This is a genomic window from Thermoflexus sp. (assembly GCF_034432235.1).
Lineage (GTDB): Bacteria > Chloroflexota > Anaerolineae > Thermoflexales > Thermoflexaceae > Thermoflexus.
Map to the genome: position 1 here is coordinate 1 of NZ_DAOUCJ010000094.1, position 24,019 is coordinate 24,019.

24 protein-coding genes and 1 tRNA gene are annotated in these 24,019 nt (G+C 64.8%); 12 read left to right on the plus strand and 13 right to left on the minus strand.

Annotation, left to right across the window (positions count from 1 at the left end):
* Window positions 1–314 (minus strand): Uma2 family endonuclease (locus VAE54_RS11535; protein ID WP_322802115.1); only part of this gene is annotated, 314 nt, incomplete at its 3' end.
* Window positions 315–805: 491 nt separating this feature from the next.
* Here VAE54_RS11535 and VAE54_RS11540 point away from each other — a divergent pair.
* The 4 genes from VAE54_RS11540 to glyS all read left to right on the plus strand — a co-directional run bounded on the left by VAE54_RS11540 (window position 806) and on the right by glyS (window position 6,325).
* A complete protein-coding gene (locus tag VAE54_RS11540) occupies window positions 806–1,339 on the plus strand; it encodes an OsmC family protein (protein WP_322802116.1) in 534 nt (177 codons plus the stop codon).
* Window positions 1,340–1,389: 50 nt separating this feature from the next.
* Window positions 1,390–1,980 (plus strand): OsmC family protein, encoded by a 591-nt coding sequence (locus tag VAE54_RS11545; RefSeq protein ID WP_322802117.1) that lies wholly within the window; start codon window positions 1,390–1,392, stop codon window positions 1,978–1,980.
* Between the two features lie 62 nt (window positions 1,981–2,042).
* Window positions 2,043–3,227 (plus strand): cobalamin-independent methionine synthase II family protein, encoded by a 1,185-nt coding sequence (locus VAE54_RS11550; RefSeq protein WP_322802118.1) that lies wholly within the window; start codon window positions 2,043–2,045, stop codon window positions 3,225–3,227.
* Window positions 3,228–3,313: 86 nt separating this feature from the next.
* Complete coding sequence (gene glyS / locus VAE54_RS11555) at window positions 3,314–6,325, plus strand: glycine--tRNA ligase subunit beta (RefSeq protein ID WP_322802119.1); 3,012 nt, start codon at window positions 3,314–3,316, stop codon at window positions 6,323–6,325.
* 192 nt (window positions 6,326–6,517) lie between these two features.
* On the opposite strand, the gene mnmA is transcribed toward glyS, so the two are convergent.
* The 7 genes from mnmA to VAE54_RS11590 all read right to left on the minus strand — a co-directional run bounded on the left by mnmA (window position 6,518) and on the right by VAE54_RS11590 (window position 12,901).
* Entirely contained in the window at window positions 6,518–7,642 is a 1,125-nt protein-coding gene (gene mnmA / locus VAE54_RS11560) for a tRNA 2-thiouridine(34) synthase MnmA (protein WP_322802120.1), read from the minus strand.
* Window positions 7,639–8,259, minus strand: a complete 621-nt coding sequence (locus VAE54_RS11565) for a Uma2 family endonuclease (RefSeq protein WP_322802121.1) — start codon at window positions 8,257–8,259, stop codon at window positions 7,639–7,641. Before VAE54_RS11565 ends, mnmA begins: the two co-directional genes overlap by 4 nt.
* Before the next feature lie 9 nt (window positions 8,260–8,268).
* Window positions 8,269–9,477, minus strand: coding sequence for a cysteine desulfurase family protein (locus VAE54_RS11570; protein WP_322802122.1), 1,209 nt, complete (start codon window positions 9,475–9,477; stop codon window positions 8,269–8,271).
* Window positions 9,478–9,757: 280 nt separating this feature from the next.
* Window positions 9,758–10,564, minus strand: coding sequence for a DNA repair protein RecO (gene recO, locus VAE54_RS11575; RefSeq protein WP_322802123.1), 807 nt, complete (start codon window positions 10,562–10,564; stop codon window positions 9,758–9,760).
* A gap of 122 nt (window positions 10,565–10,686) precedes the next feature.
* A complete protein-coding gene (locus tag VAE54_RS11580) occupies window positions 10,687–11,112 on the minus strand; it encodes a cold shock domain-containing protein (protein WP_322802124.1) in 426 nt (141 codons plus the stop codon).
* Between the two features lie 83 nt (window positions 11,113–11,195).
* Window positions 11,196–12,326: a LysM peptidoglycan-binding domain-containing protein gene (locus tag VAE54_RS11585; protein ID WP_322802125.1), complete on the minus strand. Its 1,131-nt coding sequence runs from the start codon at window positions 12,324–12,326 to the stop codon at window positions 11,196–11,198.
* The gene (locus VAE54_RS11590; protein WP_322802126.1) at window positions 12,323–12,901 is read right to left on the minus strand and encodes an HDIG domain-containing metalloprotein; all 579 of its coding nucleotides are present in this window, start codon (window positions 12,899–12,901) and stop codon (window positions 12,323–12,325) included. Before VAE54_RS11590 ends, VAE54_RS11585 begins: the two co-directional genes overlap by 4 nt.
* A gap of 392 nt (window positions 12,902–13,293) precedes the next feature.
* Here VAE54_RS11590 and VAE54_RS11595 point away from each other — a divergent pair.
* A tRNA-Lys gene (locus VAE54_RS11595) sits at window positions 13,294–13,366 on the plus strand.
* A 156-nt stretch (window positions 13,367–13,522) separates the two neighbouring features.
* On the opposite strand, the gene VAE54_RS11600 is transcribed toward VAE54_RS11595, so the two are convergent.
* Window positions 13,523–14,281, minus strand: coding sequence for a glycerophosphodiester phosphodiesterase (locus VAE54_RS11600; RefSeq protein WP_322802127.1), 759 nt, complete (start codon window positions 14,279–14,281; stop codon window positions 13,523–13,525).
* Window positions 14,282–14,487: 206 nt separating this feature from the next.
* On the opposite strand from VAE54_RS11600, the gene VAE54_RS11605 reads away from it, so the two are divergent.
* Window positions 14,488–14,700, plus strand: coding sequence for a hypothetical protein (locus VAE54_RS11605; RefSeq protein ID WP_322802128.1), 213 nt, complete (start codon window positions 14,488–14,490; stop codon window positions 14,698–14,700).
* Window positions 14,701–14,745: 45 nt separating this feature from the next.
* Window positions 14,746–16,074, plus strand: coding sequence for a glycoside hydrolase family 1 protein (locus tag VAE54_RS11610; RefSeq protein WP_322802129.1), 1,329 nt, complete (start codon window positions 14,746–14,748; stop codon window positions 16,072–16,074).
* A gap of 55 nt (window positions 16,075–16,129) precedes the next feature.
* On the opposite strand, the gene VAE54_RS11615 is transcribed toward VAE54_RS11610, so the two are convergent.
* Entirely contained in the window at window positions 16,130–16,336 is a 207-nt protein-coding gene (locus tag VAE54_RS11615; protein WP_322802130.1) for a hypothetical protein, read from the minus strand.
* 504 nt (window positions 16,337–16,840) lie between these two features.
* Here VAE54_RS11615 and VAE54_RS11620 point away from each other — a divergent pair.
* The 5 genes from VAE54_RS11620 to VAE54_RS11640 all read left to right on the plus strand — a co-directional run bounded on the left by VAE54_RS11620 (window position 16,841) and on the right by VAE54_RS11640 (window position 21,327).
* Window positions 16,841–17,773: an acetamidase/formamidase family protein gene (locus VAE54_RS11620; RefSeq protein ID WP_322802131.1), complete on the plus strand. Its 933-nt coding sequence runs from the start codon at window positions 16,841–16,843 to the stop codon at window positions 17,771–17,773.
* 12 nt (window positions 17,774–17,785) lie between these two features.
* Window positions 17,786–18,289 carry a CinA family protein gene (locus VAE54_RS11625; protein ID WP_322802132.1) on the plus strand — a complete coding sequence of 168 codons (504 nt, stop codon included), beginning with the start codon at window positions 17,786–17,788 and terminating at the stop codon, window positions 18,287–18,289.
* A 52-nt stretch (window positions 18,290–18,341) separates the two neighbouring features.
* A complete protein-coding gene (locus VAE54_RS11630; RefSeq protein WP_322802133.1) occupies window positions 18,342–19,529 on the plus strand; it encodes a saccharopine dehydrogenase family protein in 1,188 nt (395 codons plus the stop codon).
* Window positions 19,530–19,551: 22 nt separating this feature from the next.
* Entirely contained in the window at window positions 19,552–20,505 is a 954-nt protein-coding gene (locus tag VAE54_RS11635) for an NAD(P)-binding domain-containing protein (protein ID WP_322802134.1), read from the plus strand.
* A gap of 99 nt (window positions 20,506–20,604) precedes the next feature.
* Window positions 20,605–21,327: an SDR family NAD(P)-dependent oxidoreductase gene (locus tag VAE54_RS11640; protein ID WP_322802135.1), complete on the plus strand. Its 723-nt coding sequence runs from the start codon at window positions 20,605–20,607 to the stop codon at window positions 21,325–21,327.
* Between the two features lie 87 nt (window positions 21,328–21,414).
* On the opposite strand, the gene VAE54_RS11645 is transcribed toward VAE54_RS11640, so the two are convergent.
* The 3 genes from VAE54_RS11645 to VAE54_RS11655 form a co-directional block, all read right to left on the minus strand.
* On the minus strand, window positions 21,415–22,122 hold the full coding sequence (locus tag VAE54_RS11645; RefSeq protein ID WP_322802136.1) for a response regulator transcription factor: 708 nt from the start codon (window positions 22,120–22,122) through the stop codon (window positions 21,415–21,417).
* A gap of 151 nt (window positions 22,123–22,273) precedes the next feature.
* Window positions 22,274–23,143, minus strand: a complete 870-nt coding sequence (locus VAE54_RS11650) for a PIG-L deacetylase family protein (protein WP_322802137.1) — start codon at window positions 23,141–23,143, stop codon at window positions 22,274–22,276.
* Window positions 23,131–23,922, minus strand: a complete 792-nt coding sequence (locus VAE54_RS11655) for a sugar phosphate isomerase/epimerase family protein (protein WP_322802138.1) — start codon at window positions 23,920–23,922, stop codon at window positions 23,131–23,133. Before VAE54_RS11655 ends, VAE54_RS11650 begins: the two co-directional genes overlap by 13 nt.
* Between the last annotated feature and the right edge of the window lie 97 nt (window positions 23,923–24,019).

Genomic DNA, 24,019 nt, shown 5'->3' on the forward strand with positions numbered 1-24,019 from the left:
CCCTCCCGCTCCTCCGGGCGCAACCTCTCCCACCGCTCCCGCGATACCCACGAAGCATCCGGGGAAAACAGCGAGCCGTCCGGAAGCCGAAAACCCGTCGAGGAATCAAACACCACCCCCCGGCGATGGGACCGGTTCCAGCGCTCCAGCTGGTAGAGCACCTCCGCGCTGCGCCGTCCGCTCTCTCCGCCCGTCGGGGTCACGATCAGCCTCCCGTCCGCGGTGCGCTCGAATTGATACCCCGGGTTCCGCTCCGACAGCTCCCGCAGCTCCTCATCCGTCACCCGATGCAGCAGGTCCAGCCGGATCCCCATCCGATCCTCCCATCCCGAAGACAGGCGCCCAACCTTCCTGGGCATGGATCTCTCCCTTCAGGGAGATTATAACGGATGAGCGTTTGGAAAGAGAACGAACGGTGAGCGCTGGGAAGAAGGCGTCTTGCCCCCGCATGGGCAGCGAACAGCAGGAACCCTGAGGCCAGCGGAAAAGCCCTGCCGCACCATCCAAATTGCCAGGGGAAAGGCTTCCTCGTAGTATGTAGTATAATGATTACACATCGCCGGTCGGAACGCCCCGTTATCTGGAGGGGACAGGCATGCCGGGGATCTATTCGCTCGGGATTCTGCCTTCGAACTGCAGGTGTCCGCCGCGGGGGTCAGAGGGGGGTTGATCCCACCGATCCCCGGACCGGCCGGCCTTTCCCCTTCCGACCCCCGCGTCCCTCCGCCTGCCGATCAGATCATCGATCTTTTCTCATCCCCCTTTATCCAGCAACCCAAAACTCCGTTTCCAGGAGGAGGTTCCCATGGGAGCGATACTGAACGGCCTGGATGTGGAACAGCTGCAGCAACTGTCGGCTCAGGTGGGAGCGGATCCGGAGGCCGCTCGCGCGCTCAATCGCTGGGCGGCGCGGGTGCGTTGGCTGGGCGGGTTCAAGGGACGCGCATATATTCGCAATCACTCCTTTGTGATCGACGAGCCTGCCGACCTGGTGGGTCAGGATGAGGCTCCCAACGCCGTAGAATATGTGCTGGGTGCCCTGGGAGCCTGCCTCACCGTGGGCTTCGTTCTGAATGCCACCAAACGAGGGATTCCCATCCGCAACCTGGAGATCGCCCTGGAGGGGGAGATCGACAACATCCTGACCTTTCTGGGCCTGAGCTCCGAAGGGCATCCCGGCTATCGGGAGATCGCGGTGAAGGCCTATGTGGACGCCGATGCGGATGAGGAGACCCTTCAATCCGTGTGGGAGGAGACCGTCCGGACCTCCCCGGTGGGCAACACCCTGGCCCGGTCGGTGAACCTGCGGCCGGAGCTCCGCCGGGCGGCGGCCGCCTGAATCCAGAGGTTCTTTCCCAGTCCCATCCAATGCTATCGGAGGCAACCGGCATGGCCACTGTGCTGAACGGTGTGGACGTGGAAACGCTACGGCAGCTGCTCGAAGAGGCCCGGACCCACCCCGAGGCCGTTCAGCCCCAGCGCTGGGCGCGCTTCCGCTGGGAGGAAGGACTGCGGGGTCGGGTTTACATCCGCAACCAGTCCTTCACGGTCGATGAGTCCGTAGACCGTTCGGGGCGGGAAGCCGGCCTGAGCGCCTTGGAATATGCCCTGGGCGCCCTGGGCGCCTGCCTGGGGCTGGGCTTCATCTTCCATGCCACCCGCCGCGGCATCGCCGTGAGGAACCTGGAGGTCGCCCTGGAAGGCCGGATTGACAACCTGCTCCGCTTCCTGGGATTCGAAGGGGAGGGACATCCCGGCTACCGGGAGGTGATCGTCAAGGCCTACGTGGATGCAGACGCTGACGAGGAAACCCTCCAGGCCCTGTGGGAAGAAACAGTTGCCACCTCGCCAGTCGGGAACACCTTTGCGCGTCCCGTTGCCCTGCGGACGGAGATCGCCACGGTCTCCGGATGGTGGTTCCGGTATTCGCCTGAATCGGAAGAAGGCCCTTCGGGATCCCGGGGCGGGATGCCTTGCTGAGGCGGAAAACCGGGGCCTTCGGGCCCCGATCAGCTATCCTGATCTGCTCGATGGAGGGAACGATGGCGCGCAACGGATTGCCTCTCTTTCCGGTGACCGTAGTGGGGAGCTGGCCACGGCCCCCGTGGCTGCTGGAAGCCCTGCGGAAGCGCCACGCGGGCCAGATCTCTTACAAAGAATTCCAGGAGATCGCGGATCGGGCCGTCCTGGAGGCCCTCCATGCCCAGATCGAGGCCGGCGTGGAGATCGTCAGCGACGGCGAGCAGCGCCGGGATAACTTCTATTCCTTCGTCGTCGAGAAGCTCGAAGGGGTCCGCATGATGAGCGTAGCCGAGATGTATGACTACGCGGAGGACAAGTCCTTCTTCGAGCAGATCCTCCGCCAGCTGGATGTGCCGGCCTACGCCATCAAGACCCCGGTGGCCGTGGATAAGATCCGCCCGAAGATGCCGCTGGCCCTGGACGAGCTGGAGTTCCTGCGCCGGCACACGGACCGGCCGGTCAAGATCCCGCTCCCGGGGCCTTACCTGCTCACCCGCACCATGTGGGTGCAGGGCCTCTCGGATCGGGTGTATCCCACCCGAGAGGACCTGGCTCAGGATGTGGTGGCGATCCTGCGGGAGGAGATCCTGCGCCTGCGGGACGCCGGGGCCGATTTCATCCAGCTGGACGAGCCGGTGCTGACCGAGGTGGTGTTCCAGCCGCCGGTCCACAGCCGCACTTTCATGTGCGCCTCCCTTTCAGCCGCGGCGGAGGATCCCCAGATGGAACTGGCCTGGGCCGCCCAGCTGATCAACCGTGTCGTCCTGGGCGTGGAAGGGGTCCGGATCGGCGTTCACATCTGTCGGGGGAACTGGACCACGCGGGAGGAGGCGCTGCTCACCGGGGATTACCGGCCGCTGCTGGGCACCCTGGAGGCCATGCGGGTGCAGCAATGGGTGCTGGAGTTCGCCACCCCGCGGGCCGGCGACCTGGAGGTTTTCCGGGAGTGCCGGCAGAAGCGCGAGCTGGGCTTAGGTGTCGTCAACCCGCGCACAGCGGAGGTGGAATCTCCCGAGTTCATCATCGCCCGGGTGAAGGCGGCCCTGAACTACTTCGAGCCCTCACAGATCTTCCTGAACCCGGATTGTGGCTTCGGGACCTTTGCGGAGCGCCCGGTGGCCACTCCGGAGGTGGCCTTCCGCAAGCTTCAGGCCATCCGCCAGGCGGCGGAACAACTCCGGCGGGAGTTCGGGGAGCATCCCTGATCCCGTGTCCCCATCCTCCGGCCCTATGCGATAATTGGGATGTGGGCGCGCCGGGCGCGCCCACATCCTTTTCTGAGGGAAAGGCAATGGCGCCACGACGTCCTCTATCGTTTCAGGAGATCATCCTCCGGCTGCAGGAATTCTGGGCGGAACACGGCTGCCTGATCTGGCAGCCCTATAGCGAGAAGGTGGGGGCTGGGACGATGAACCCGGCCACCGTGTTGCGGGTGCTGGGCCCCGAGCCCTGGCGCGTGGCCTACGTGGAGCCCTCCTATCGCCCTGCCGACGGCCGCTACGCCGAGAACCCGAACCGCATGCAGCTGCACCATCAATTCCAGGTGATCCTGAAGCCGGACCCCGGCAACCCGCAGGAGCTCTATCTGGAGAGCCTGCGCGCCCTGGGGATCGACTTCCGCCACCACGACATCCGGTTCGTGGAAGACAACTGGGAGTCCCCCGCCCTGGGGGCCTGGGGGTTGGGATGGGAGGTCTGGCTGGATGGCATGGAGATCACCCAGTTTACCTATTTTCAGCAGGCGGGAGGCCTGCCCCTGGATCCGGTGGCGGTGGAGATCACCTACGGCCTGGAGCGCATCGCGCTCTACCTCCAGGGCGTGTCCTCTGTTTGGGATCTGGACTGGGATGGAACGCACACCTACGGGGAGATCCTGAAGCCCTCGGAGATCGAGCACTGTGTTTATAACTTCGAGCTGGCCGACATTGAGCGGTTGCGCGAGCTGTATCAGCATTACGAGGCAGAGGCCCGCGCCTGCATCGCCCGCGGCCTGGTGATCCCGGCCCACGATTACGTCCTCCGCTGCTCCCACACGTTCAACCTGCTGGACGCCCGGGGGGCGATTGGGGTCACCGAGCGCGCCCGCTACTTCGCCCGCATGCGCGATCTGGCCCGCCAGGTCGCCTTGCTCTACCTGCAACAACGGGAGCGCCTGGGGTACCCCTTCCTGAGGAAAACGCCTCCGGCCCCCGCCCCGGCACCGACGCCGGCTCCGCCGACCGTGGAGACTGCGGAAGATCTCCTTCTGGAAATCGGAACCGAGGAGCTCCCCGCGCGGGATCTGGAAACGGCGCTGGCCCAGCTTTCCGAGAACGCCCCCGCGATGTTCGCGGAGGCGCGGCTGGAATACGAAGCCCTCGAAGTCCACGGCACGCCACGCCGCCTGGCGCTTTACGTTCATCGTCTTCAACCCCGCACACGGCCTGTGGAGACATGGGTGAAAGGCCCGCCCGCCCATGTGGCCTTCGATGCGGAAGGCCGACCCACCCCGGCGGCCCTCGGCTTCGCCCGCTCCCAGGGGGTCCCGGTGGAGGCCCTCGCTGTGCGGGAGCTCCCCGAAGGCCGTTATGTCGGCGTGGTCCGACGCACCGAGGGTCAGCCCACCCCGGCGGTCCTAACGGAACTGCTCCCCCGGCTGATCGCCAGCCTGAAGTTCGAGATGAGCATGCGCTGGAACGGGAGCGGGGTCGCTTTCTCCCGGCCCATCCGCTGGCTGGTCGCCCTCTACGGTCGTGAGGTGATCCCCTTCACCTACGCGGGGGTTTGCAGCGGCCGCGAAACCCGTGGCGCCCGTCCCCGGGGCTCGCCCACGATCCGCCTGGAGCAGGCCTCGGATTACTTCCCCGCCATGCGCCGGGCCCGCATCCTGATCTCTCCGGAGGAACGACGAGCGCGGATCCGAAGGGATCTGGAGCGGCTTGCGGCGGAGGTGGGGGGAACGGTGCCGGAGGACCCTGAGTTGCTGGCCGAGGTGGGGAATCTGGTGGAAACCCCCACCGTGCTGCGGGGGCGTTTCGATGAGGAGGCACTGCGACTGCCCGGGGAAGTGCTGATCACGGTGATGCGCAAACACCAGCGCTATTTCCCGATCCTGGGCCCGAATGGCCAGCTGCTGCCCTATTTCCTCGCTGTCCGCAACGGCGGCCGGCGCGGGCTGGATCGAGTGCGTCAGGGCAATGAGGCGGTGCTGCGGGCCCGCTTCGCCGACGCTGCTTATTTCTACGAGCACGACACCCGCCAGCCCCTGGAGGCTTTCCTCCCTCGCCTGGCCACCCTCACGTTCCAGGAGCAGCTCGGCTCCATGCTGGATAAAACGCGCCGCCTGGAGGCCCTCGCGCCTTCGATCGGGGCACTGCTGGGCCTGAATGAGGAAGAGATGCGCGTTCTGGCCCGGGCCGCCCATCTTTGCAAGGCCGATCTGGCCACCCAGATGGTGATCGAGTTCACAGAGCTGCAGGGGGTGATGGGGCGGGAATACGCCCGGCGGTGGGGGGAGCCGGAGGCGGTGGCGGTGGCGATCTTCGAGCACTACCTCCCCCGTTTCGCAGGGGATGCCCTGCCCCAGACCCGACCGGGGATCGCCCTGGGGATCACGGATCGCCTGGATTCCCTGGTCGGGCTGTTCGCGGTGGGGCTCGCCCCCTCCGGGTCCGCAGACCCTTACGGCCTGCGCCGGGCGGCCTCCGGCCTGATCCAGATCCTCACCGCCCACCGCCTGCGGTTCTCCCTTTCCAGGGCGATGACCACCGTGGCGGCCATCCAGCCGGTGCCCGTGAGCCCCGAAATCCTCGAGGAAGTTCGATCCTTTGTGATCGGCCGGCAGCGGGCCGCCCTTCAGGAAGCCGGGTATCGTTATGATGTGATCGAGGCGGTCCTGGCGGCTCGAGGGGATGATCCGGCATGGGCAGCGGAGACCACAGCCGGCCTGCAGCGGGCAGTGCAACGGTCCGACTGGACTCGCCTGCTCACGTCCTACAGCCGATGCGTGCGGATCCTGCGCAAGGCTGAAAGCGAGGGAAGCCGGCCCGCTTCGGAGGTGGATCCGGCCGCCTTCCGGGAAGAAGCCGAACGCGCCTTGTGGGAGGCCGTGCAAACCGCGCGAAGGCAGGTGCGACCGGATGGCCCGGTGGAGGATCTGATCGCCGCGCTGGAGAGTCTGGCTCCGGTGATCGATCGCTTCTTTGAGGACGTGCTGGTCATGCACGAGGAGGAAGCCATCCGCCGCCACCGCCTGGCTCTCCTCCAGGCAGTGGCCGATCTCACCACGGGGATCGCGGATCTCAGCCGGCTGGAGGGGTTTTAGCGCTCCGTCCCGCTTGTATCAGAAAACTCGAACCGCCCATCGGCGTGGCGACCATGGAAGCGATCCGGTCCGGCAGGAGCGGCTTTCGCGGCGACGGAAGCGTGGGGGCGAAAGCCCTCTTGCCATCCGCATGGGTTGCTTCCAGGGTCTGCAGGCGGATGCGGGAGCTCCGCCCGATCCCAGCTTCCCCGCTTAAACGGCAACTGAAACCGCAAGGATCTCCTTCACCTCGGGCGGAGGCTCCCGCTCGGTCCGCATAATGATCCCCAGTCCCAGGACGACCTCGCCGTCATACATCACGGCGGCCTGCCCCGGGGTGAGGCCCCGGATGGGCTCATCCAATACCACCCGCGCCTGACGATCCGGCATCGGGATGATCCACGCCGGGATCTCCCGTGCCCGATACCGGACCTTCACCGTGGCCCGGAAAGGTGCGGAGGGGAACTCCCCGCTCACAAAGTGGACCCCTTCCAGAAGACAGGATCGGCGGTCCAGCTCCTCGGCCGTCCCCACAATCACCGCGTTCTCAACCGGATCCAGGTCCACCACATACAGGGGAACCCCTGCGGCGATCCCCAGTCCCCGGCGTTGGCCAATCGTGTAGAAGGCCAGCCCCTGATGCTCTCCCAGGATCCGGCCCCGGGTGTCCTTGATCGGACCAGGCCGCAGGGCCTCCGGGGCATGCCGTCGCAGGAAAGCCCGATAATCCCCGTCCGCCAGGAAACAGAGATCCTGGCTCTCCGGCTTCTCCGCCACCGGGAGGCCGAAGCGCCGGGCCAGGGCCCGAACTTCCTCCTTGGTATAACCGCCCACCGGGAACATGGCATGGCGCAGCTCCCCCTGCCCCAGCACCGCCAGGACATAGGACTGGTCCTTGCGGGGGTCCACCCCGCGCAACAGCTGATAGCGGCCATTCACCGCACGGACTCGGGCGTAATGCCCGGTGGCGAGATACTCCGCCCCCAGGGCCAGCGCCCGCCGCAACAGCCAATCGAAGCGGACCAGCCGGTTGCAGCGCAGGCATGGGTTCGGCGTGCGCCCGGCCACGTATTCGGCGATGAAGAAATCCACCACCGTCTTCTTAAAGAAATCCGCGACGTTCAGAACATAAAAAGGAATGCCGAGGTGATCGGCCACCCGATAGGCCAGCTCCATATCCTCCAGGGTGCAGCAACGATTGGTCGAGGCGCCGGCTCCCTCGCCCTCGCCCCACAGGCGCAGCATGATCCCGATCACCTCATAGCCCTGCTCGACCAGCAGGGCGGCGGCGACGCTGCTATCCACGCCGCCGCTCATCGCCACCACCACACGCGTCATCCCGCTCCTTTCCACGCCGCCCACACTTCATCCGGCGTCGGCAGTTTCCGGCCACTGCTCGGATCGATCAATCGGAGCCACTCCCCCTCCGCCCGCAAATCGAGCCCCAACAGCTCGCTGCGCAGGGTAAGCGGCCCGCTCGAAAGCGGCCGGATGGGACGGTAACCCTCCTCCGTCCATCGGAAGCCCTGCAAGGGTGGATTCAGATACTCCCCAAAGGGATCGAAGAGAAAATACTCCTTCACCCCGAGGGCCTCGTAGAGGCCCTTCTTCGATCCGAGATCCTCCCAGCGGGTGGAGGCGGAGGTCAGCTCAATGACGACATCCGGCCCTTTCCCTTCTTCCCAGACCTTATAAACCCGCCGGGGCCGACGCGGAATCCCAAAGACCACAAAGAGATCCGGTGCCACAACCGCTCGGGGATTCCCCTCCACGTAATAAATCAACAGGTTGCCGCTAACCACCACGTTCGCGTCGTTCTCGAAAAAATGGCGCAGCATGAACAGCAGGTTAAACAGGTTATCGCGATGGATTTCGGTTTCCGCCACAGGCTGCCCATCCCCCTCCGGGTAGTGGATGTCCGTTATGGTTGTAAGAGGATATTCGGCACCCATCATGCCCTCCCTTTATCCCCGATGGCCGGGCCGGGCTTGCTCCGCCTCTCCCACCTCCACCGCCTGCATCTCCCGCAGCCGGGCGACGACCCGGGGGAGGACGTCCAGAACATAGTCGATGTCCTCATCGGTGCTGGACTTCCCCAGGGTGAGCCGGAGGGAGCCGATGGCCCAATCGTGGGGCAGGCCCATCGCCACCAGCACCTCGGAGGGCTCGGCCCGGCCGCTCGTGCAGGCCGATCCGGTGCTGGCGGCAACCCCCTCCACATCCAGGGCCAGCAGAAGCTCCTCCCCGTTAATCCCCCTGAAGATAAAGCTCGCGTGATGCGGCAGGCGCTCTGTGGGATGGCCTGTGAGGCGGGCGTCCGGCACCCGCTCCAGAATCCCCCGGATCAGCCGGTCCCGCAGCCGCCGGAGCCGGGCGTTCTCGCTCTCGCGGCTTTCCTGGGCCAGGCGCAGGGCCGTGGCCAGCCCGACGATCCCAGCCACGTTCACGGTCCCGGCCCGTCGACCTCGCTCATGCCCGCCGCCCGTGATCGTCGGAAGATAGGGCGTCCCCTGACGGATATAAAGGACCCCCACCCCTTTCGGCCCGTAAAACTTGTGAGCGGAGAGGGTCATCAAATCCACCCCCAGCCGGTTCACATTCAGATCCAGCATCCCGCCTGCCTGCACTGCATCCGTATGGAAAGGGATGCCTTTGGCGCGGGCGATCCGGGCGATCTCCGCGATGGGCTGGATCGTCCCCACCTCATTGTTGGCATACATCACGCTGATGAGCACCGTGTCCTTCCGGATCGCCCGGCCCACATCGTCGGGGTTCACCATGCCGTATTCATCCACAGGCAGGTAGGTGACCTCGAAGCCGAAGACTTCCTCCAGCTGACGGGCGGTGTTGAGCACCGCATGGTGCTCCACCGAGGAGACGATGAGGTGATTCCCCCGGCCCGCCCGACGCTGTGCGAGGGCCACCCCACGCAGGGCCAGATTGTCGCTTTCGGTCCCCGAGCCGGTGAACACGATCTCCATCGGATGACAGCCCAGGATGGCCGCCACGGTGCGGCGGCTCTCCTCCAGCGCCTTCGCCGCCGCCCGCCCGAAGCGATGGATGGAGGCGGAGTTCCCATAGATCTCCGTGAAATACGGCAGCATCGCCTCTACCACCCGCGGGTCCACCGGGGTGGTCGCCGAATGATCCATGTAAACCGTTCGCGCCGCCATAGCCCTCCCCTCCCGACCATGGCTTTTCCTTCATCCTCAGAACATCCGCCGTTCGGCTTCCATCCGGGTGACCGGATGGTCCTCCTCGAGGCCCAGTGGGCCACAGAGAGGTAAAAGAAAATCTTTTTCGGGCTGGAAATCTGCAGCACCGATTCGCAAAGGAGCAGCGCTCCTCATTCTAAATCTTTGAGGAAGAATCCCGCAAAACCTCATCGTGAAACGGGGAGGGCGAGGCCCCGTCGTTACCGGCGGCCGCGGGATGGCCGGGAGAGGGGGGTGTCTATGGCTGATCCTCGGGCGCGCTGAGCTTGCCCCCTGCCAGGGACGCGCGGGTGAGCTCGCTGAGGAACGCCAGAGAGCGAGGTCGGCGCTCCAGGATGGCCAGGAAGTGCCGGCCCACCAGCTCCCCGATCTCCTGGAGCGTCTGCGGGCTGAAAGGGGCATCCCGGAAGGCGGAGTAAGGGCTTCGGAGCGCGAAGCGCATCGCCTTGAGGGCCCGACGGCTCAGCGGACGGGCCGCCGGGAATCGCGGGGCGCATCGGGGGCAGAGGACGCCTCCCCGTGGGGGGTCGAAGCCGTAGGGCCCGCGTTCCTCCCGGAGGGGTTCCCCGCACCCCACACAGAATTCCACCTGGGGGCGGAACCCGGCGATCTCCAGGAGATGGAGCTCATAATAACGGACGATCCGCTGGAGCTCCTCTTCCATGTCCAGCCGATCCAGCGTGTCTGCCAGCAATCGATACAGCGCCCGGCTCTCCTCCCCCTCGGGAGCGAAGATCTCCGCCAGCTCCGCCGCATAATGGGCCATTGCGCTGCGGATCAGATCCTCACGCAGATGAGGGTGGGCGGCGATCACCTCCGCCTGGCTGATCACATCCAGCTCCCGTCCCCGGGCCAGGAGCAGGGACGTCCGCATGAACCGCTCCAGGTGTCCGGCTTTCCGGCTCCGGATCTTCCGCACGCCCTTGGCCAGCACCCGGAGCTTCCCAAACTCCGGCGTCAGCAGGGTGAGCAGACGATCCGCCTCCCCGAAATCTGATCCCCGGAGCACAATGGCCTCGGTTCGATAAAGGCGTTCCCGATCCATCGCTCACCCCTTCCCCTTCACATCCCAGGGAAGGGTCTTTATGGAGAAAGCCAAGCGATCCCCTGGCCACATCTCTGCATCCGCCCCCACGGGAATCGAGACCATTCCCTCACCCTTGCTTCCTACCCTGCTGAGGGGGTGGAGCGTTGCGATTCCGGGAGAGAGGCCGCCGGATCGGGAACGGGCGTCACCCGAACGGCCTGGGGCCCCTTCGGGGTGATCTCGACCTCGAACGTCACCGGCTGATTCGCCTCCAGGATCAGCCCGGGGCGAGCAATCCCGGTCCGATGGAAGAAGATCTCCGTGCCATCCTCACAGCGGATGAACCCGTAGCCCTTCTCCGGGTTGAACCACTTCACCCGGCCTTCATAGACCTGCCCAGGCTCCAGCTTCCGCTTCGGTTTGGCCGCCTCGGCGCGGCATCGGGGGCACATGGTCGGCTCGACCAGCGGCTGACCGGCCTCCACCATGCGCCGCTGTTCGGTAACAGTGAACACAAAGGGACGCCCGCATTTCTCACATGTCAGGAGCTTATCCGCAAAAGGCATGGGGCTCTCCTTTGGAGCTGAGGGAAATGATTTTCACGAACATTCCATCGCGAAGAAAGCTCACAGCTGAATGGAGAAGCCACTCATCGCGTGGGCGCGGGAGGCGGCTCGCCGGCACGCCATCGGAAAGTCCGCGCGGACGCGGGACCAGCGGGGATAAAGCGCACCGCTCCATCCTGCTCGACCACCCGACGCACGACCTGGACGGTCCAGCGGAAGGTGTGGAAGGCATGGTCCTCGCTGACCGCTGCTTGAAGCATGGTCGCTGGGACATGCCAGGCCGTCGATCGCGTGCGGAATTTTCCGATCTCTGCGCCATCCTCCCGGAACAACCGAACCTCATACCATTCCCCCACCTCCAGCTGCCCAATCGAGACCCACTGGAGCAGCACCGGCAGTCCCGATCCTTCGACCTGGGCCCCATCCGGTGGATATAGCAACGGCGGCGGCGGATAAGTAGGTTCCGGCGTGGGCGTCGGCGTTGGAGTCGGGCCCGGTGCCGGGGTGGGCGTGGCCAGCGGGATCACCAGGGTCTGGCCCGCCTGGATCCGCTCCGGGTTTGCGATCCCGTTCGCCGCCTGGATCGCCTGCAGGGAGACCCCATATTGCTGGGCGATCGCCAGCAGCGTCTCCCCCGGCTGAACCACATGAACGATTTTATCGGGTCGCGGCGTCGGAGAGGGAGTGACCCCGGGTGGTAAGGTCGGCGTCGCCAGGATCGGTGTGGGCGTGTAAACCGGAACCAGCAGCACCTGCCCGACTACAATGAGGTCCCCGGACAGGTTATTCAGCTGACGGATCGCATCCACCGGGACCCCGTAACGCATGGCGATATCCAAAAGGGTCTCCCCGGCCTGAACCTGGTGCTGGAGCGGAGGGATCGGCGTGGGGGTCCAGGTAGGGGTCGGCGTGAAGGTGGGAGTGAGCGTCCGAGTGGGCGTGGACGTCCAGGTCGACGTGGGTGTCGGGCGAGTCATCGCCGCCCGGGCCATCCGGAGGACCCACCAGCTTCCCCCTGCCAGGATCAGGAAGATCAGCGTGGCCCCCAGCAAGGCAGACCGCCAGGGAACAGGTGGCTCCGGCTCCGGCTCTGGGATTTCAGAAGGCCGTGTGAGATCAGCCCCGCAGCGCCAGCAGGTGCGGGACCGACGGGAGACCGGCATCCCGCACTGAGGGCACCGGCGGAAGGGACCAGCAGAACGGGTTTCCGTCATCGGGAGGAACCATCCAGGCCGAGAATCGGGGCGATTCCCTGCATGGCCTGCAACACCATGGCCACATGCTGATCCAGGGGAACGCCCAGCTCCGCTGCCCCGCGCTCGATATCGGCGCGATTCACCCCCGCGGCGAACCGTTTATCTTTCCATTTTTTAAATATCGAATCCACCGTCACACTGTAAAGGCTACGATCCGGCCGGACCAGGGCCACGGCGGTGATCAGCCCGGTGAGCTCATCGACGGCGAACAGCGCCTTATCCCGAAGGGTGATGCGGGGGACCCCGGTAACTTCCGTGGCATGGGAAAGGATCGATCGGATGATATCCTCCGGCCAGCCCCGCTCCCGGAGGATCCGGGCCCCCTGATTGGGGTGGCCATCCGGGGCTACCTGAGGATAGCGCTCATAGTCGAAATCGTGCAGCAGACCGACGATCCCCCATGATTCTTCATCCTCTCCGAAGTGGCGGGCATATGCCCGCATCGCCGCTTCCACCGCCAGCATATGACGGCGAAGGTTCTCGCTCCGGGTGAACTCGCAAACCAGCGCCCACGCATCCTCCCGGGTGGGCATTTCCTCCTACCTCCCTGAGTATTCCGCTTTGAATCCAGCTGCTCAGGTCCTGCTCATGAAATTCACCCCATCGAAGCGCGAGCCCGGATTCAGGGAACGCTATTCTGTATCGAAGCAAACAGAATGTCAAGAATCGTTTCCCCCGGGCTCTCCCCAGGCTGACCATGGAAGGTCAAATCTTCCGCTACAGCCTGTCGGATCCCTCTTCGCACACCTTCAGGGCTTCTCGGGAATCTTACTCATCCTGATTCCTGATAGAGGGTGGAGAGAGAAGGCGGGGGACACTCCCCGCAGCCCCCCAGCAGGGGGCAAAAGCCCCTGCATCCCCATGGATCACATTCCAGGGGATCTTGACACCGCCCCGAGCCCCCGATATACTTTAGAAATGAAGTGGGCCGTTAGCTCAACTGGCAGAGCAGGGGACTCTTAATCCCAAGGTTGCAGGTTCGAGTCCTGCACGGCCCACCTCCGCTCGCCCCGGGAGCGATGGCTCCGCGGGGCGATTTGTTTATCGGCGGTCCTCCATGACAGGCCCCGCGCGCCTTCCCGTTCCGTCATGATCTCTCCACCGGGCTCAAAGATAAGCCTGCCCTCATTGATCCCTCGAGAGGGAACGATCCTTCACCTGGATTCCTCCGCCAGTAAACGGGCGAGACGATCGGGCTCATCGGTGATGATCGCGGCCACGCCCAGATGGATCAGCCGGCGCATCTCCTCCACTTGGTTCGCCGTCCATGCGACCACGGCGTATCCATGCCGGCGACACCAGCGAACCGTTTCCTCGTCGATCATCCGAACATGCAGATGGCGCGCCTGGTGTGGGGCCAGGAACGCGAACCAGGCCCGGCGCAGGGGAAGAGGCAATTCAGGGCCTATAAGAAGGCCGCGGGGGATCTCCGGCGCCAGCCGCCAGGCCCACCGCAGGGCCAGGGGATTAAACGAGGAGAGCAACACCCTCCCGGCAAGCCCATATCGGCGCACCCGCTCCACCACAGCGCGAACCCACCTGACACTCCACGGGGTGAAGGCCTTTAACTCGATGTTGTAAAGAGCCCGATCCCCAAAAGCCTCGAAAACCTCATCCAGGGTGGGGATCCGCTCGCCGGCGAAGCGAGGGTCCTTCCATGCGCCCGCATCCAGCGCTTTCAGCTCCGCAACCGTCTTCTCCCATACCCGGCCGGAACCATCCGTGGTCCGGCGGAGGTCGGCATCGTGCAGGACCACCGGGATGCCGTCCCGGGAGAGGTGGACATCCAGCTCAAAGCCATCGGCTCCCAGCTCCAGGGCCAGACGGAAAGCCCTCAGGGTGTTCTCCGGAGCGATCCGGCTGGCCCCCCGGTGGGCGAGATTCAGTGGGCGATCGGATCGGAAGAAATCCATCGGAATCCTCCTCCCGGCGCCGAATCGGGACGCTCCCCACGGGGAGCTTCCAGGAGGGGAGATTCCGCCCCCTGGATCACACCGGCTGTTTTTAATTGTAGAGGATCGCCCGCCGGGGGACTGCATCGAATTCCCGACACGGGTTTGCGCTCCTGCAACAACCCGTCCAAAATGAAAACACCGGAAGGACCCAGGAGGAGGAGCCCATGATCCCCCCTTCCCGCCTGCGCTGGATTCGCATTTTCCTCGCCGGGCTGATCGGCTCTGCCGCAGGATGGATGGTGGCCACGGCGATGCTGCTGGCCTTTGCCGCCAGAGGGCCTCTCCCCGCAGGGGGTGAGATCCTGATCCCGACCACCTCGATCAGCGCGGCGCTCCTGGCCGCCTGGCTGGCCTGGGTTAACTGGGGCGAATCGTGAAGCAACGGCGGGGATCACCCGCTTCATCCGGAGAAACGACCGCCTATGGTGGAATTCACCTTTCATTTCCCTTCGGGCTTCCTCTGGGGGACCGCGACCTCCAGCCATCAGGTGGAGGGGGAGAACACGCTCAACGATTGGTGGCTCTGGGAGCAGGAGCCGGGCCGGATCCGGGAGGGACATCGCTCCGGCCGGGCCTGCGACTGGTGGCGCAATGCGGAAGCCGATTTCGATCGCGCGGCCGCCATGGGCCAGAACGCCCACCGGCTCTCCATCGAGTGGAGCCGGATTGAGCCCCGCGACGGGGTCTTTGATGATACCCCCCTCGATCGCTACCGGGCCATGCTTCAGGCCCTTCGGGATCGAGGGATCGAGCCGATGGTCACCCTGCACCATTTCACCAACCCCATCTGGCTGGCGGAGCAGGGAGGCTGGGAGAACCCCGCCGTCGTCGACCGCTTTGAGCGTTATGTGCGCCGGGCGGTGAGCGCCTTGAAGGACCTCTGTCGCCTCTGGTGCACGATCAACGAACCCAACGTCCTGGCCTACATGGGATGGAACGAGGGGAAATGGCCTCCAGGAAAGCGGGATTTTCAACTTTCCATCCAGGTGCTCCGCCATCTCATGCACGCCCATGCCCGGGCCTATCACGCTATCCACGAAATCCAGCCTGAGGCCCAGGTCGGGATCGCCCACCATATGGTGCTCTTCGAGCCGGCCCGCCCTTCCTCCCCTCTGGATCGCATGGTAACCCGCCTGCACGACCGCATGTTTAACCGCCTGGCCCTGGACGCCATAGTGGCCGGACGGGAACCGGGGATCTTCTCCTTCCGCACGATCGCTATGCTTCGAGGAACCTGCGATTTTATCGGGCTGAATTATTACACCCGACGCCTCTCCGCTTTCGATCGACACTCCCGAGCCACGCTATTCGGGCGCACCTTCCTGAACCCCCACGGCGAGCTCAGCGATGGAGAGTATGGAGAAGTCTTCCCGGAAGGCCTTTACCGCCTGCTCAAGCGGCTCGCCCGCTTCGGGAAGCCTATCTATATCACTGAGAACGGAATCCCGGATGCGGATGACGATCAGCGCCCCCGCTTCCTGGTGCGCCATCTCCACGCGATGTGGCGGGCGATCCAGCAGAACGTCCCGGTGAAGGGCTACTTCCACTGGACCCTGGTGGATAACTTCGAGTGGGCGGAGGGGTGGACGCTGCGCTTTGGCCTGATCGAGCTGGATCCGGAAACCCAGGCCCGTCGCCCGCGGCGCAGCGCCGATCTTTACGCAGAGGTCTGTCGGGCCAATGCGCTGAGCTCGGAGGTGATCGCCCGCTATACCCCCGAGCTCCTTTCGGAGATGTTCGGGCTCTCGTAGCCCCACTCACATCCACGCGGGGAGGGTGGGGAGCCGGGCGAGCCCCGCCCCCCACTCAGATGGGAAGGGCGGAGGACTGCGAATCCCCCCGTTTCCCATTCAGGGAGAAGCCGAGACGCTGCCGCAATCGGTCCCACCATGCCCGGCGGATGGCCTGCCGCCGGGCCTCACATTCGCGGAGCAGGCGCGCACGCTCCGCTTCGCGAAGGCGCTCCTCCTGCCAGATCCGGCTGAGCTCCCAGAGCAAGCCAGCGCTCCACATCGTCCATCACCTCCTTTCACAATGATGAGATGGTCGGAACGCAGAAGGGAGGACGCAGGAACCGGCCTGCCGCCGGGCTTTCAGCCGGGCGCTCTGTAGAGGGAATCATACAATGGGATCCGATCGGCGGACAGATGAACGCGCGCCCCATCTGCCCGCCATGGAGCGGGAACCCGAGCAGCGCTTAGGATGCCACTATATATTTTAACGATCCTGTAACCCGTGGGATTTCATCCAGGAAAGCGGAGGCTCGAGCCCGGAAAGGCGAGCTCGTCCCTCTTCTCGCAGCTCTCCGGGTCACGGAAAGAGAGGGAGGAACCATCCCAGCTCCCCGAACTGGAGCCGGGGATTAATTATAAAATTAAATACGAGGCGGTGGACCCCTGGAGGATCTTAGGGCGGGACTTGTCGCTTCGGCGCAGCCCCAAAAGAGATTTCCCCGCCGCAAGCGCTGTGTGAACATCAACGAGGCAAGAATCCCAAGCGACACATAGGAGGTGCGCCATGGCCCGAACCCATCTGTTCCCAGCGGATCGCGTCCACTATGTGTGGAATCACGCCCTTCCCCCCGCCATGGAGATCGACCCTGGAGACACGGTGATCTATGAGCTGCGGGATGTCACAGACAACCAGATCACCCCCGCCTCCACGGCGGAAGATCTCACTCGCCTGGATTGGAGCCGGGTTTACCCTCTGGCCGGCCCGCTCTACATCAAGGGAGCCCAACCGGGGGATGTGCTGGAGGTGGAGATTGTGGATCTCCATCCGAAAGGCTGGGGGTGGACCGGGATCATCCCCGGCTTCGGGCTCCTAACGGAGGAATTCGAACAGCCCTATCTCAAGATCTGGGATCTATCCCCTGGAGATCACACCTTTTTCCGTGAGGACATCCGCATCCCCCTGGATCCCTTCTGTGGCACGATGGGAGTGGCCCCGCGGGAACCCGGCGAGCACCCGGTGATGCCTCCTGGCCCCTTCGGTGGGAACATGGATATCCGACATCTCACAAAAGGCGCCCGCCTTTTCCTTCCTGTGCAGGTGGAGGGCGCTCTGTTCTCCGTTGGGGATGCCCACGCCGCCCAGGGGGACGGCGAGGTCTGTGTCACCGCCATCGAGGCCCCCATGTATGCAGTCCTCCGTTTCCAGCTTCATAAAGGGCGGTCGATCGAGGAACCCCAGTTCCTTTGCCCCAGGCCGCTGACCGCCAAATACGACGAGAAGGGTTATTATGCCACCACCGGCATCGCCCCTGATCTCATGGTGGCGGCGAAGAAGGCGGTCCGATCCATGATCGACCATATCGCGCACACTTATCGGATGAGCCGGGAGGACGCCTACATCCTGGCCAGCGTGGTGGTGGACCTGAAGATCAGCGAGGTGGTGGATAAGCCCAACTGGATTGTCACCGCCTACCTGCCCCTCAGCATCTTCCAGTGAGCGACGGTCAGGATGGACCATCAGGGGCTGGATCGAGCTGCCCGCGTGGGGATGGCATTGAAAAAACGGGGATGGCGGCTGGCGGTGGCCGAGTCATGCACCGGGGGCCTGCTCGGCCACCGCCTCACCAGCATCCCGGGCAGTTCCGCTTATTTCCTGGGGGGCGTGATCGCCTACCGAAATGAGAGCAAGGTTCGCATCCTGAATGTCCGGGAAGAGACGCTGGCTCGATTTGGGGCCATCAGCGCCGAGGCCGCCCGGGAGATGGCCGCGGGGGTCCGCCGGCTGTTCGGGGCCGACCTCGCCCTCGCCATCACCGGCGTCGCCGGCCCGGACCCCGAGGAGGGCAAGCCGGTGGGCGAGATACACATCGCTCTGGCTGGCCCGGAGGGGATCCAGACCTACCAGATCATGGGCGGGCCGGATCGCCAGGAGAACAAAGCCCTCGCGGTCGAAGCCGCGCTGGAGCTGCTGGAGGCCATGCTGGAGGGAAACCCCCCTCAACAGATCCCCTGAAATTCCATGCCCTATCCACAAGCCGTCAAAGCGCCATGGAGGATCAACGGTGATGTTTCGCTACGCGGTCATCGGCACCGGGATGCAGGGCACCGCAGCGGCCTACGACCTGGCCCGCTTCGGGGACGCGAAGGAAATCTGGCTCGCAGATCGCGATCCGGTCCGGGCGGAGGAAGCGGCTCAGCGCCTGAACCGCCTGCTCGGGCGATCCCTCGTCCGCCCGATCGCCCTCGATGCGCGCGATGAGAAGGCGGTGGTGGAATTCCTTCGCCCCATCGACGCCGCTATCAGCGCGGTTCCTTATCGGCTCAACCCGCTCGTGGCTCGCGCGGCGATCGAGGCTCGAACCTCTCTGTGCGACCTGGGCGGGCACACGCCGACGACCTGGGAGATCCTCACCCTGGATGAAGCGGCCCGCGGGGCGGGGATCTCCCTCATCCCGGATTGCGGGTTAATGCCCGGTCTGGGGAACACCCTGGCGGTTTACGCCATGCGCCGGATGGATGGGCCCCGGCATGTGCGGATCTGGTGCGGTGGCCTCCCCCAACGCCCTAGGGGACCCCTGGGGTATCGGTTGTTTTTCAACATCGCGGGCCTTACCGCAGAATACACCGGGAAGGCAGTCTTCCTCCGCCAGGGTCGTATCGTGGAAGTCGAGGCCCTCACCGAGCCTGAAACCCTCACCTTTCCCCCGCCGGTCGGCACCTGCGAGGCCTTCGTCACCTCGGGGGGGACCTCTACCTGCCCCTGGACCTTCCAGGGTGTCCTGGAGACCTATGAAGAGAAAACCGTCCGCTACCCCGGTCACCTGGAGCGGATCCGCTTGCTGGCCGAGCTGGGGTTCCTGGAAACCGACCCGATTGAAATCGACGGAATCCCGGTGATCCCCCGCGAGGTGTTCCATCGGCTGGTGGAGCCTCGCCTTCAGTTCCCGGAGGATCCGGCAGATGTGGTGGTGCTCCGGGTGACCTGTGAGGGAACTCACCAGGGTCAGACGATGGAGATCACGCTGGAACTGATGGACTTCTATGATCCGGAGACCGGCTTCACCGCGATGGAGCGGACCACCGGATGGCACGCGGCCATCGTGGCCGGGATGATGGCCCGTGGGGAAACCCCCAAAGGGGCGATCCCCCTTGAACGGGCGGTTGACCCGGAGCGCTTCGTGGCGGAATGGCTTCGCCGCGGCATTCCGATCCAGGAGACGGTGCGACGGCCGCTCCGGGCCGATCCTCCATAACCCATGGATGGGAGAGGTTCCCGTGCTTCCGTTCATCCATGCGGAACAGATCCGCCAGGCGCTGCCGATGCGCCGCGCGGTGGAAGCGATGCGCGAGGCGTTCATTGCCTTCAGCGAAGGGCGCGCCCATATCCCCCAGCGGATTCAGATCCCCATCCCCGAGCGCGATGGCATCACCCTGATCATGCCCGGCTACATCCCGCCCCGGGAACTGGGCCTGAAAGTGGTTTCGGTCTTCCCCCATAACCCGGAACGCGGCCTTCCTGCGATTTCCGCCCTGGTGCTGATGCTGGATCCGGAAACCGGAGCGCCGATGGCCCTGCTCGACGGGACCTTCCTCACGGCATGGCGCACGGGCGCCGCCTCGGGGCTGGCCACGGACCTGCTGGCCCGCCCGGATGCCACATCCCTGGCCCTCATCGGCGCGGGGGCCCAGGCCCGCACACAGCTTCTCGCGGTCTGCGCGGTTCGCCCGATCCATCGGATCCGGGTCTACAGCCGCACCCCCGAACGGGCCCGGAAATGGATCGAGGAGATGCGGGGACAGGAGGGGGTTCCCGAAGATATCACCCTCGCGCCCACCCCGGAGGCCGCCGTTGCGGAAGCGGATATCGTATGCACCGCCACCAATTCCTCCACTCCGGTCTTCGACGGCCGATCCCTGCGGCCGGGGACCCACATCAACGCCATCGGGTCCTTCACCCTGCAGATGCGGGAGCTGGATGAAGAGACGTTCCGCCGGGCTTCACGGGTAGTGGTGGATTCCCGGGTCGCGGCCCTGGTGGAGGCGGGCGAGGTCGTGTGGGCCATCCAGCAGGGGATCCTTCAGGAGCAGGATTTAATCGAACTGGGGGAAATCGCAGCCGGGCGTCGACCCGGACGCCGCAGCCCGGAGGAGATCACCCTGTTCAAATCGGTGGGGCTGGCCGTGCAGGACCTGGTGGCCGCTCGCTGGGTCCTTGAAGCCGTCCGCTGACCTCCATCTGGGAGCCTGGATGATCGGGCCGGCCCCCTCGTATAGCGGGAGATCGTTCATCCCCATCTTCTAGCGCGGCACGACAGGGGAGACCGGAACATGGAGATTCGGGGACGGGTCATGCTGGTGACAGGGGCAGGGCGACGGCTGGGCCAGGCGATCGCGCTGGGCCTGGCCCGGGCGGGCGCCCATGTGGCGGTTCATTTCCACACCGCCGCCGAAGAAGCCGCGGAGACCGTGCGCCGGATCCGGGAGATGGGTGTGGATGCGGAAGCTTTTCCCGCAGACCTGCGGGATCCCTCGCAGATCCCCGCCCTGATGGAGGCCGTGGTTCGCCGATTCGGACGGCTGGACGGGCTGGTGAACGCGGCGGCGGTGATGCGGGTGACACGGTGGCACGAGCTGACGCCAGAACAATGGGACGAGATCCTGGCCCTTAACCTGCGGGCGCCGATGTTCTGCGCCCAGGCTGCGGCGCGCCATATGGAAGAAGGCGGGATCGTCAACATTGCGGACGGCTCGGCCATGAAACCGTGGCCGGATTACCTGGCCCACACCGTTTCCAAATCCGGCCTGGTCGCCCTGACCCGGGCTCTGGCCCTCGCCCTGGCCCCCCGTATCCGGGTGAACGCGGTGATCCCGGGCCCGATCCTCAAGCCGGTGCACTGGGAGGAGGAACGCTGGGCCCGTCTCATCCGTCGGGTGCCCATGGGGCGCGCCGGCACGGCCGAGGAGGTCGTGCGCGCGGTGCGCTATCTGATCGAGGCGGATTACGTCACGGGGGCGATCCTGATCGTGGATGGCGGGCATCATCTGGTGTGATCCTGCGCACCCAACCCATGGCCGATCCGGGAAGATCAGCCTCAGTCCACAAAAACCTCTCAGGAAAGAGCGACAGCGCGCCCTGCTCTATGGAGCACGGAAGCGGTAACCTACCCGACGAACCGTTTCCAGATAACGGGGATGGGTAGGATCCTCCTCGAGGATACGGCGGAGCCAGCGGATATGAACATCCAGAGTGCGACTGCGGGAAGGGATCTCCGCTCCCCAAACCCAGCGGATGAGATCCCGTCGTGGGACCACATGGCCGGCCCGGCGCATCAGGATAGCCAGCAGACGACACTGCTTGGGGGTGAGGCAATAAACGGAATCTCCTCGTTGCAGAACCTGCCGAGCCGTGTTTAACCGGAACGGCCCGACCACAATCGTATCCTCCTCCTCTTCCAGACCATGGGTAAGCAAAGCCCGCACCCGATGCAGCAAACGCCGAGCCGAGAAGGGTGCCACCAGGATGCCATCGTCCCGACGATCCCAAAGAGGAGCGGATTCGCGATCTACAATCAGGAGGATCGGGATCCTCATCCGATGCTGGAGCTGCTGGTAGAGCTCCATCCCTCGAGAGGCGTTCAGGCGATCCATGATCACCATCGCGGGCACCTGCCCTTTTACTCCTCCCTGGGATCTTCGCGCCCGAAGGGCAGAGAACGCCGAGTCCACCGTCACGGCTTCCACACGGAAGCCATGGCGTCTTAGGATCTGAAGCAGATGAATATCCGGCGAAGGTCCGTCGAAAACCACCCAGAGAGAAGCATGCTCTTGATCGGATGTTCGAGCCATCCGGAAATTTCCCTCAAATCAGGGATGGGCACAGGGTTGCGCCGTGAATGCCCCCGCAGCCCGCTGAGGATCGAGCGGGATGCGGCGGGCACCTCCCCCAGCGGGCATCTTTGCGAAGACTCCATCCGTTGTCCCTTTTATCGCTCAAAGCTCAGCTTTGAGAAAACAGATCCCTCTCTATCGGCTCCCCCAGGCGGAAGGGAGGGATCGCCCGATGGAAGGTCTCCACGCCCCACAGGATGCGCCGGGCAAACGCCGGAAGGGGCAGCTGACGCATCCAGCCACCCCCCTGGCTCCGATGGCAGGCCGCCGCTCGTTCCTTCCGATCCAGCACCGACCGCACATCGATCCGGGTGGTCACCGGAAGCGCGGCCCGGATCGCCGCTTCCAGATCGATATCCCGATTGCGCCCGAGGCGGCGGAGATCCACCCCCAGGATCCGCAGAACAACCAGAAACGGCCGGAGCTGCCCGATGGGGAGCGTGGTGTAATATAGGCGCGCAGGACGATGGGGTTGGAGGCCTTGAGCCCGGTGTTCTGGGAACACTTCTGGATCGCCCGCGCGCTCGAAAGCCTCCCGCACGGCTCGATGCATATAGATGTGATCCGGGTGCCCGTATCCCCCATAAGGATCGAAGGTCAGCACCACATCGGGTCGAAGCTCCCGGATCAGCGCCACCAGGCGGCGGACAACTTCCTCAAAGGGAGCGCGGATGAAGGCCGCCGGATGATCCTGATCGGGGGAGCCGGGCATCCCCGAGTCCCGATACCCCAGGAGATGGAGGCCATGAAGGCCCAGCGCCTCCACGGCGCAACGCAGCTCCATCTCCCGTATGGTCCCCAGATCCGCTGTCGATTCCATCCCCGGCGCCAGGGAGCCGGCCTCCCCCCGTGTCGCGCAGATCAGGTGAACCGTGTAGCCCCGCGACACATACAGCGCCAAGGTGCCCCCCGGACCGAAGGCTTCATCATCGGGATGAGCGAAAGCCGCCAGCAGCGTTCCCCGGGTCATTGCGGCCATGACACGCGCTGCAGAATACGCTGCAGAACAGGAAAACTCTCCTGGATCTCCGCCAAACTGGGCATCTCGAGGATCAGCATAGGGCGATTCAGGCAGCGGACCAGCCGGCTGAGGACCGGTTCCATTGGGATCGCTCCGTGGGTGAGAGGAAGATGTCGATCCTGAACCCCAGTTGTGTTATGAAGATGCGCATAGATCAACACGGGCTCCAGCACGTTGATCCACGCTTGCAGCGGAACGCGGGAATATAAATAGGCGTGGCCGATATCCAGACACGCCCCGACGTAAAAGTGGTTCACCTTCTGGATGACCTCGACCTGAAGGAAAGGGTCGGGCTCCCACATGTTCTCCAGCGCGATCCGGATGCCCATCTCCTGGGCCTCCAAGGCCAGCGCGGCCCAGAAGCCTACCTGCCGTTCCAGCCATCGCGGGCGATAGGAGGATTCATCCACCAGCGGATTGTAATTCAGGTGAAAGTTCACCAACCATGCCCCCAGCTCGGCAGCGATCTCCAGTGACTGGCGATAGCGATCCATCGCCACCGCCGCGATTCGCGGATCCACGCTTCCGCTGAACAGATCCACAAAGGGGCCGTGCAGAGAGATGGGACCGGAAAACCCGGCCAGGGCCTGGCGATAGCGATGAAGCAACTCCCGCCATTCACCATCCAGGATCTCTGGCTGGGCGAATTCCTGAAGCTCCAGACCCAGACTGTGCACCTCTGCGAAATCGCGGAGGGCAGGCAGATCCTCCAGCTTGCCGCAACTGATCCCAATCATAAGCCCTGACCGGATCCACCTGGGGGGACCAGAGGGATGCCCCAACTTGTTACCGGACCTCTCTTCGAAGGGCAGAAGGAATGCCACCTTTCGTTCC

What these genes read in the sequence shown, in the direction of transcription:
- VAE54_RS11645 (WP_322802136.1), bottom strand. Translation starts at nt 22,122, where the DNA reads ATGGCTCGAACATCCGATCAAGAGCATGCTTCTCTCTGGGTGGTTTTC.
- VAE54_RS11620 (WP_322802131.1), top strand. Translation starts at nt 16,841, where the DNA reads ATGGCCCGAACCCATCTGTTCCCAGCGGATCGCGTCCACTATGTGTGG.
- VAE54_RS11630 (WP_322802133.1), top strand. Translation starts at nt 18,342, where the DNA reads ATGTTTCGCTACGCGGTCATCGGCACCGGGATGCAGGGCACCGCAGCG.
- VAE54_RS11610 (WP_322802129.1), top strand. Translation starts at nt 14,746, where the DNA reads ATGGTGGAATTCACCTTTCATTTCCCTTCGGGCTTCCTCTGGGGGACC.
- VAE54_RS11540 (WP_322802116.1), top strand. Translation starts at nt 806, where the DNA reads ATGGGAGCGATACTGAACGGCCTGGATGTGGAACAGCTGCAGCAACTG.
- VAE54_RS11585 (WP_322802125.1), bottom strand. Translation starts at nt 12,326, where the DNA reads ATGACGGAAACCCGTTCTGCTGGTCCCTTCCGCCGGTGCCCTCAGTGC.
- VAE54_RS11590 (WP_322802126.1), bottom strand. Translation starts at nt 12,901, where the DNA reads ATGCCCACCCGGGAGGATGCGTGGGCGCTGGTTTGCGAGTTCACCCGG.
- VAE54_RS11650 (WP_322802137.1), bottom strand. Translation starts at nt 23,143, where the DNA reads ATGGCCGCAATGACCCGGGGAACGCTGCTGGCGGCTTTCGCTCATCCC.
- VAE54_RS11615 (WP_322802130.1), bottom strand. Translation starts at nt 16,336, where the DNA reads ATGTGGAGCGCTGGCTTGCTCTGGGAGCTCAGCCGGATCTGGCAGGAG.
- VAE54_RS11550 (WP_322802118.1), top strand. Translation starts at nt 2,043, where the DNA reads ATGGCGCGCAACGGATTGCCTCTCTTTCCGGTGACCGTAGTGGGGAGC.
- recO (WP_322802123.1), bottom strand. Translation starts at nt 10,564, where the DNA reads ATGGATCGGGAACGCCTTTATCGAACCGAGGCCATTGTGCTCCGGGGA.
- mnmA (WP_322802120.1), bottom strand. Translation starts at nt 7,642, where the DNA reads ATGACGCGTGTGGTGGTGGCGATGAGCGGCGGCGTGGATAGCAGCGTC.
- VAE54_RS11605 (WP_322802128.1), top strand. Translation starts at nt 14,488, where the DNA reads ATGATCCCCCCTTCCCGCCTGCGCTGGATTCGCATTTTCCTCGCCGGG.
- VAE54_RS11545 (WP_322802117.1), top strand. Translation starts at nt 1,390, where the DNA reads ATGGCCACTGTGCTGAACGGTGTGGACGTGGAAACGCTACGGCAGCTG.
- VAE54_RS11600 (WP_322802127.1), bottom strand. Translation starts at nt 14,281, where the DNA reads ATGGATTTCTTCCGATCCGATCGCCCACTGAATCTCGCCCACCGGGGG.
- VAE54_RS11565 (WP_322802121.1), bottom strand. Translation starts at nt 8,259, where the DNA reads ATGATGGGTGCCGAATATCCTCTTACAACCATAACGGACATCCACTAC.
- VAE54_RS11570 (WP_322802122.1), bottom strand. Translation starts at nt 9,477, where the DNA reads ATGGCGGCGCGAACGGTTTACATGGATCATTCGGCGACCACCCCGGTG.
- VAE54_RS11580 (WP_322802124.1), bottom strand. Translation starts at nt 11,112, where the DNA reads ATGCCTTTTGCGGATAAGCTCCTGACATGTGAGAAATGCGGGCGTCCC.
- VAE54_RS11655 (WP_322802138.1), bottom strand. Translation starts at nt 23,922, where the DNA reads ATGATTGGGATCAGTTGCGGCAAGCTGGAGGATCTGCCTGCCCTCCGC.
- glyS (WP_322802119.1), top strand. Translation starts at nt 3,314, where the DNA reads ATGGCGCCACGACGTCCTCTATCGTTTCAGGAGATCATCCTCCGGCTG.
- VAE54_RS11640 (WP_322802135.1), top strand. Translation starts at nt 20,605, where the DNA reads ATGGAGATTCGGGGACGGGTCATGCTGGTGACAGGGGCAGGGCGACGG.
- VAE54_RS11625 (WP_322802132.1), top strand. Translation starts at nt 17,786, where the DNA reads ATGGACCATCAGGGGCTGGATCGAGCTGCCCGCGTGGGGATGGCATTG.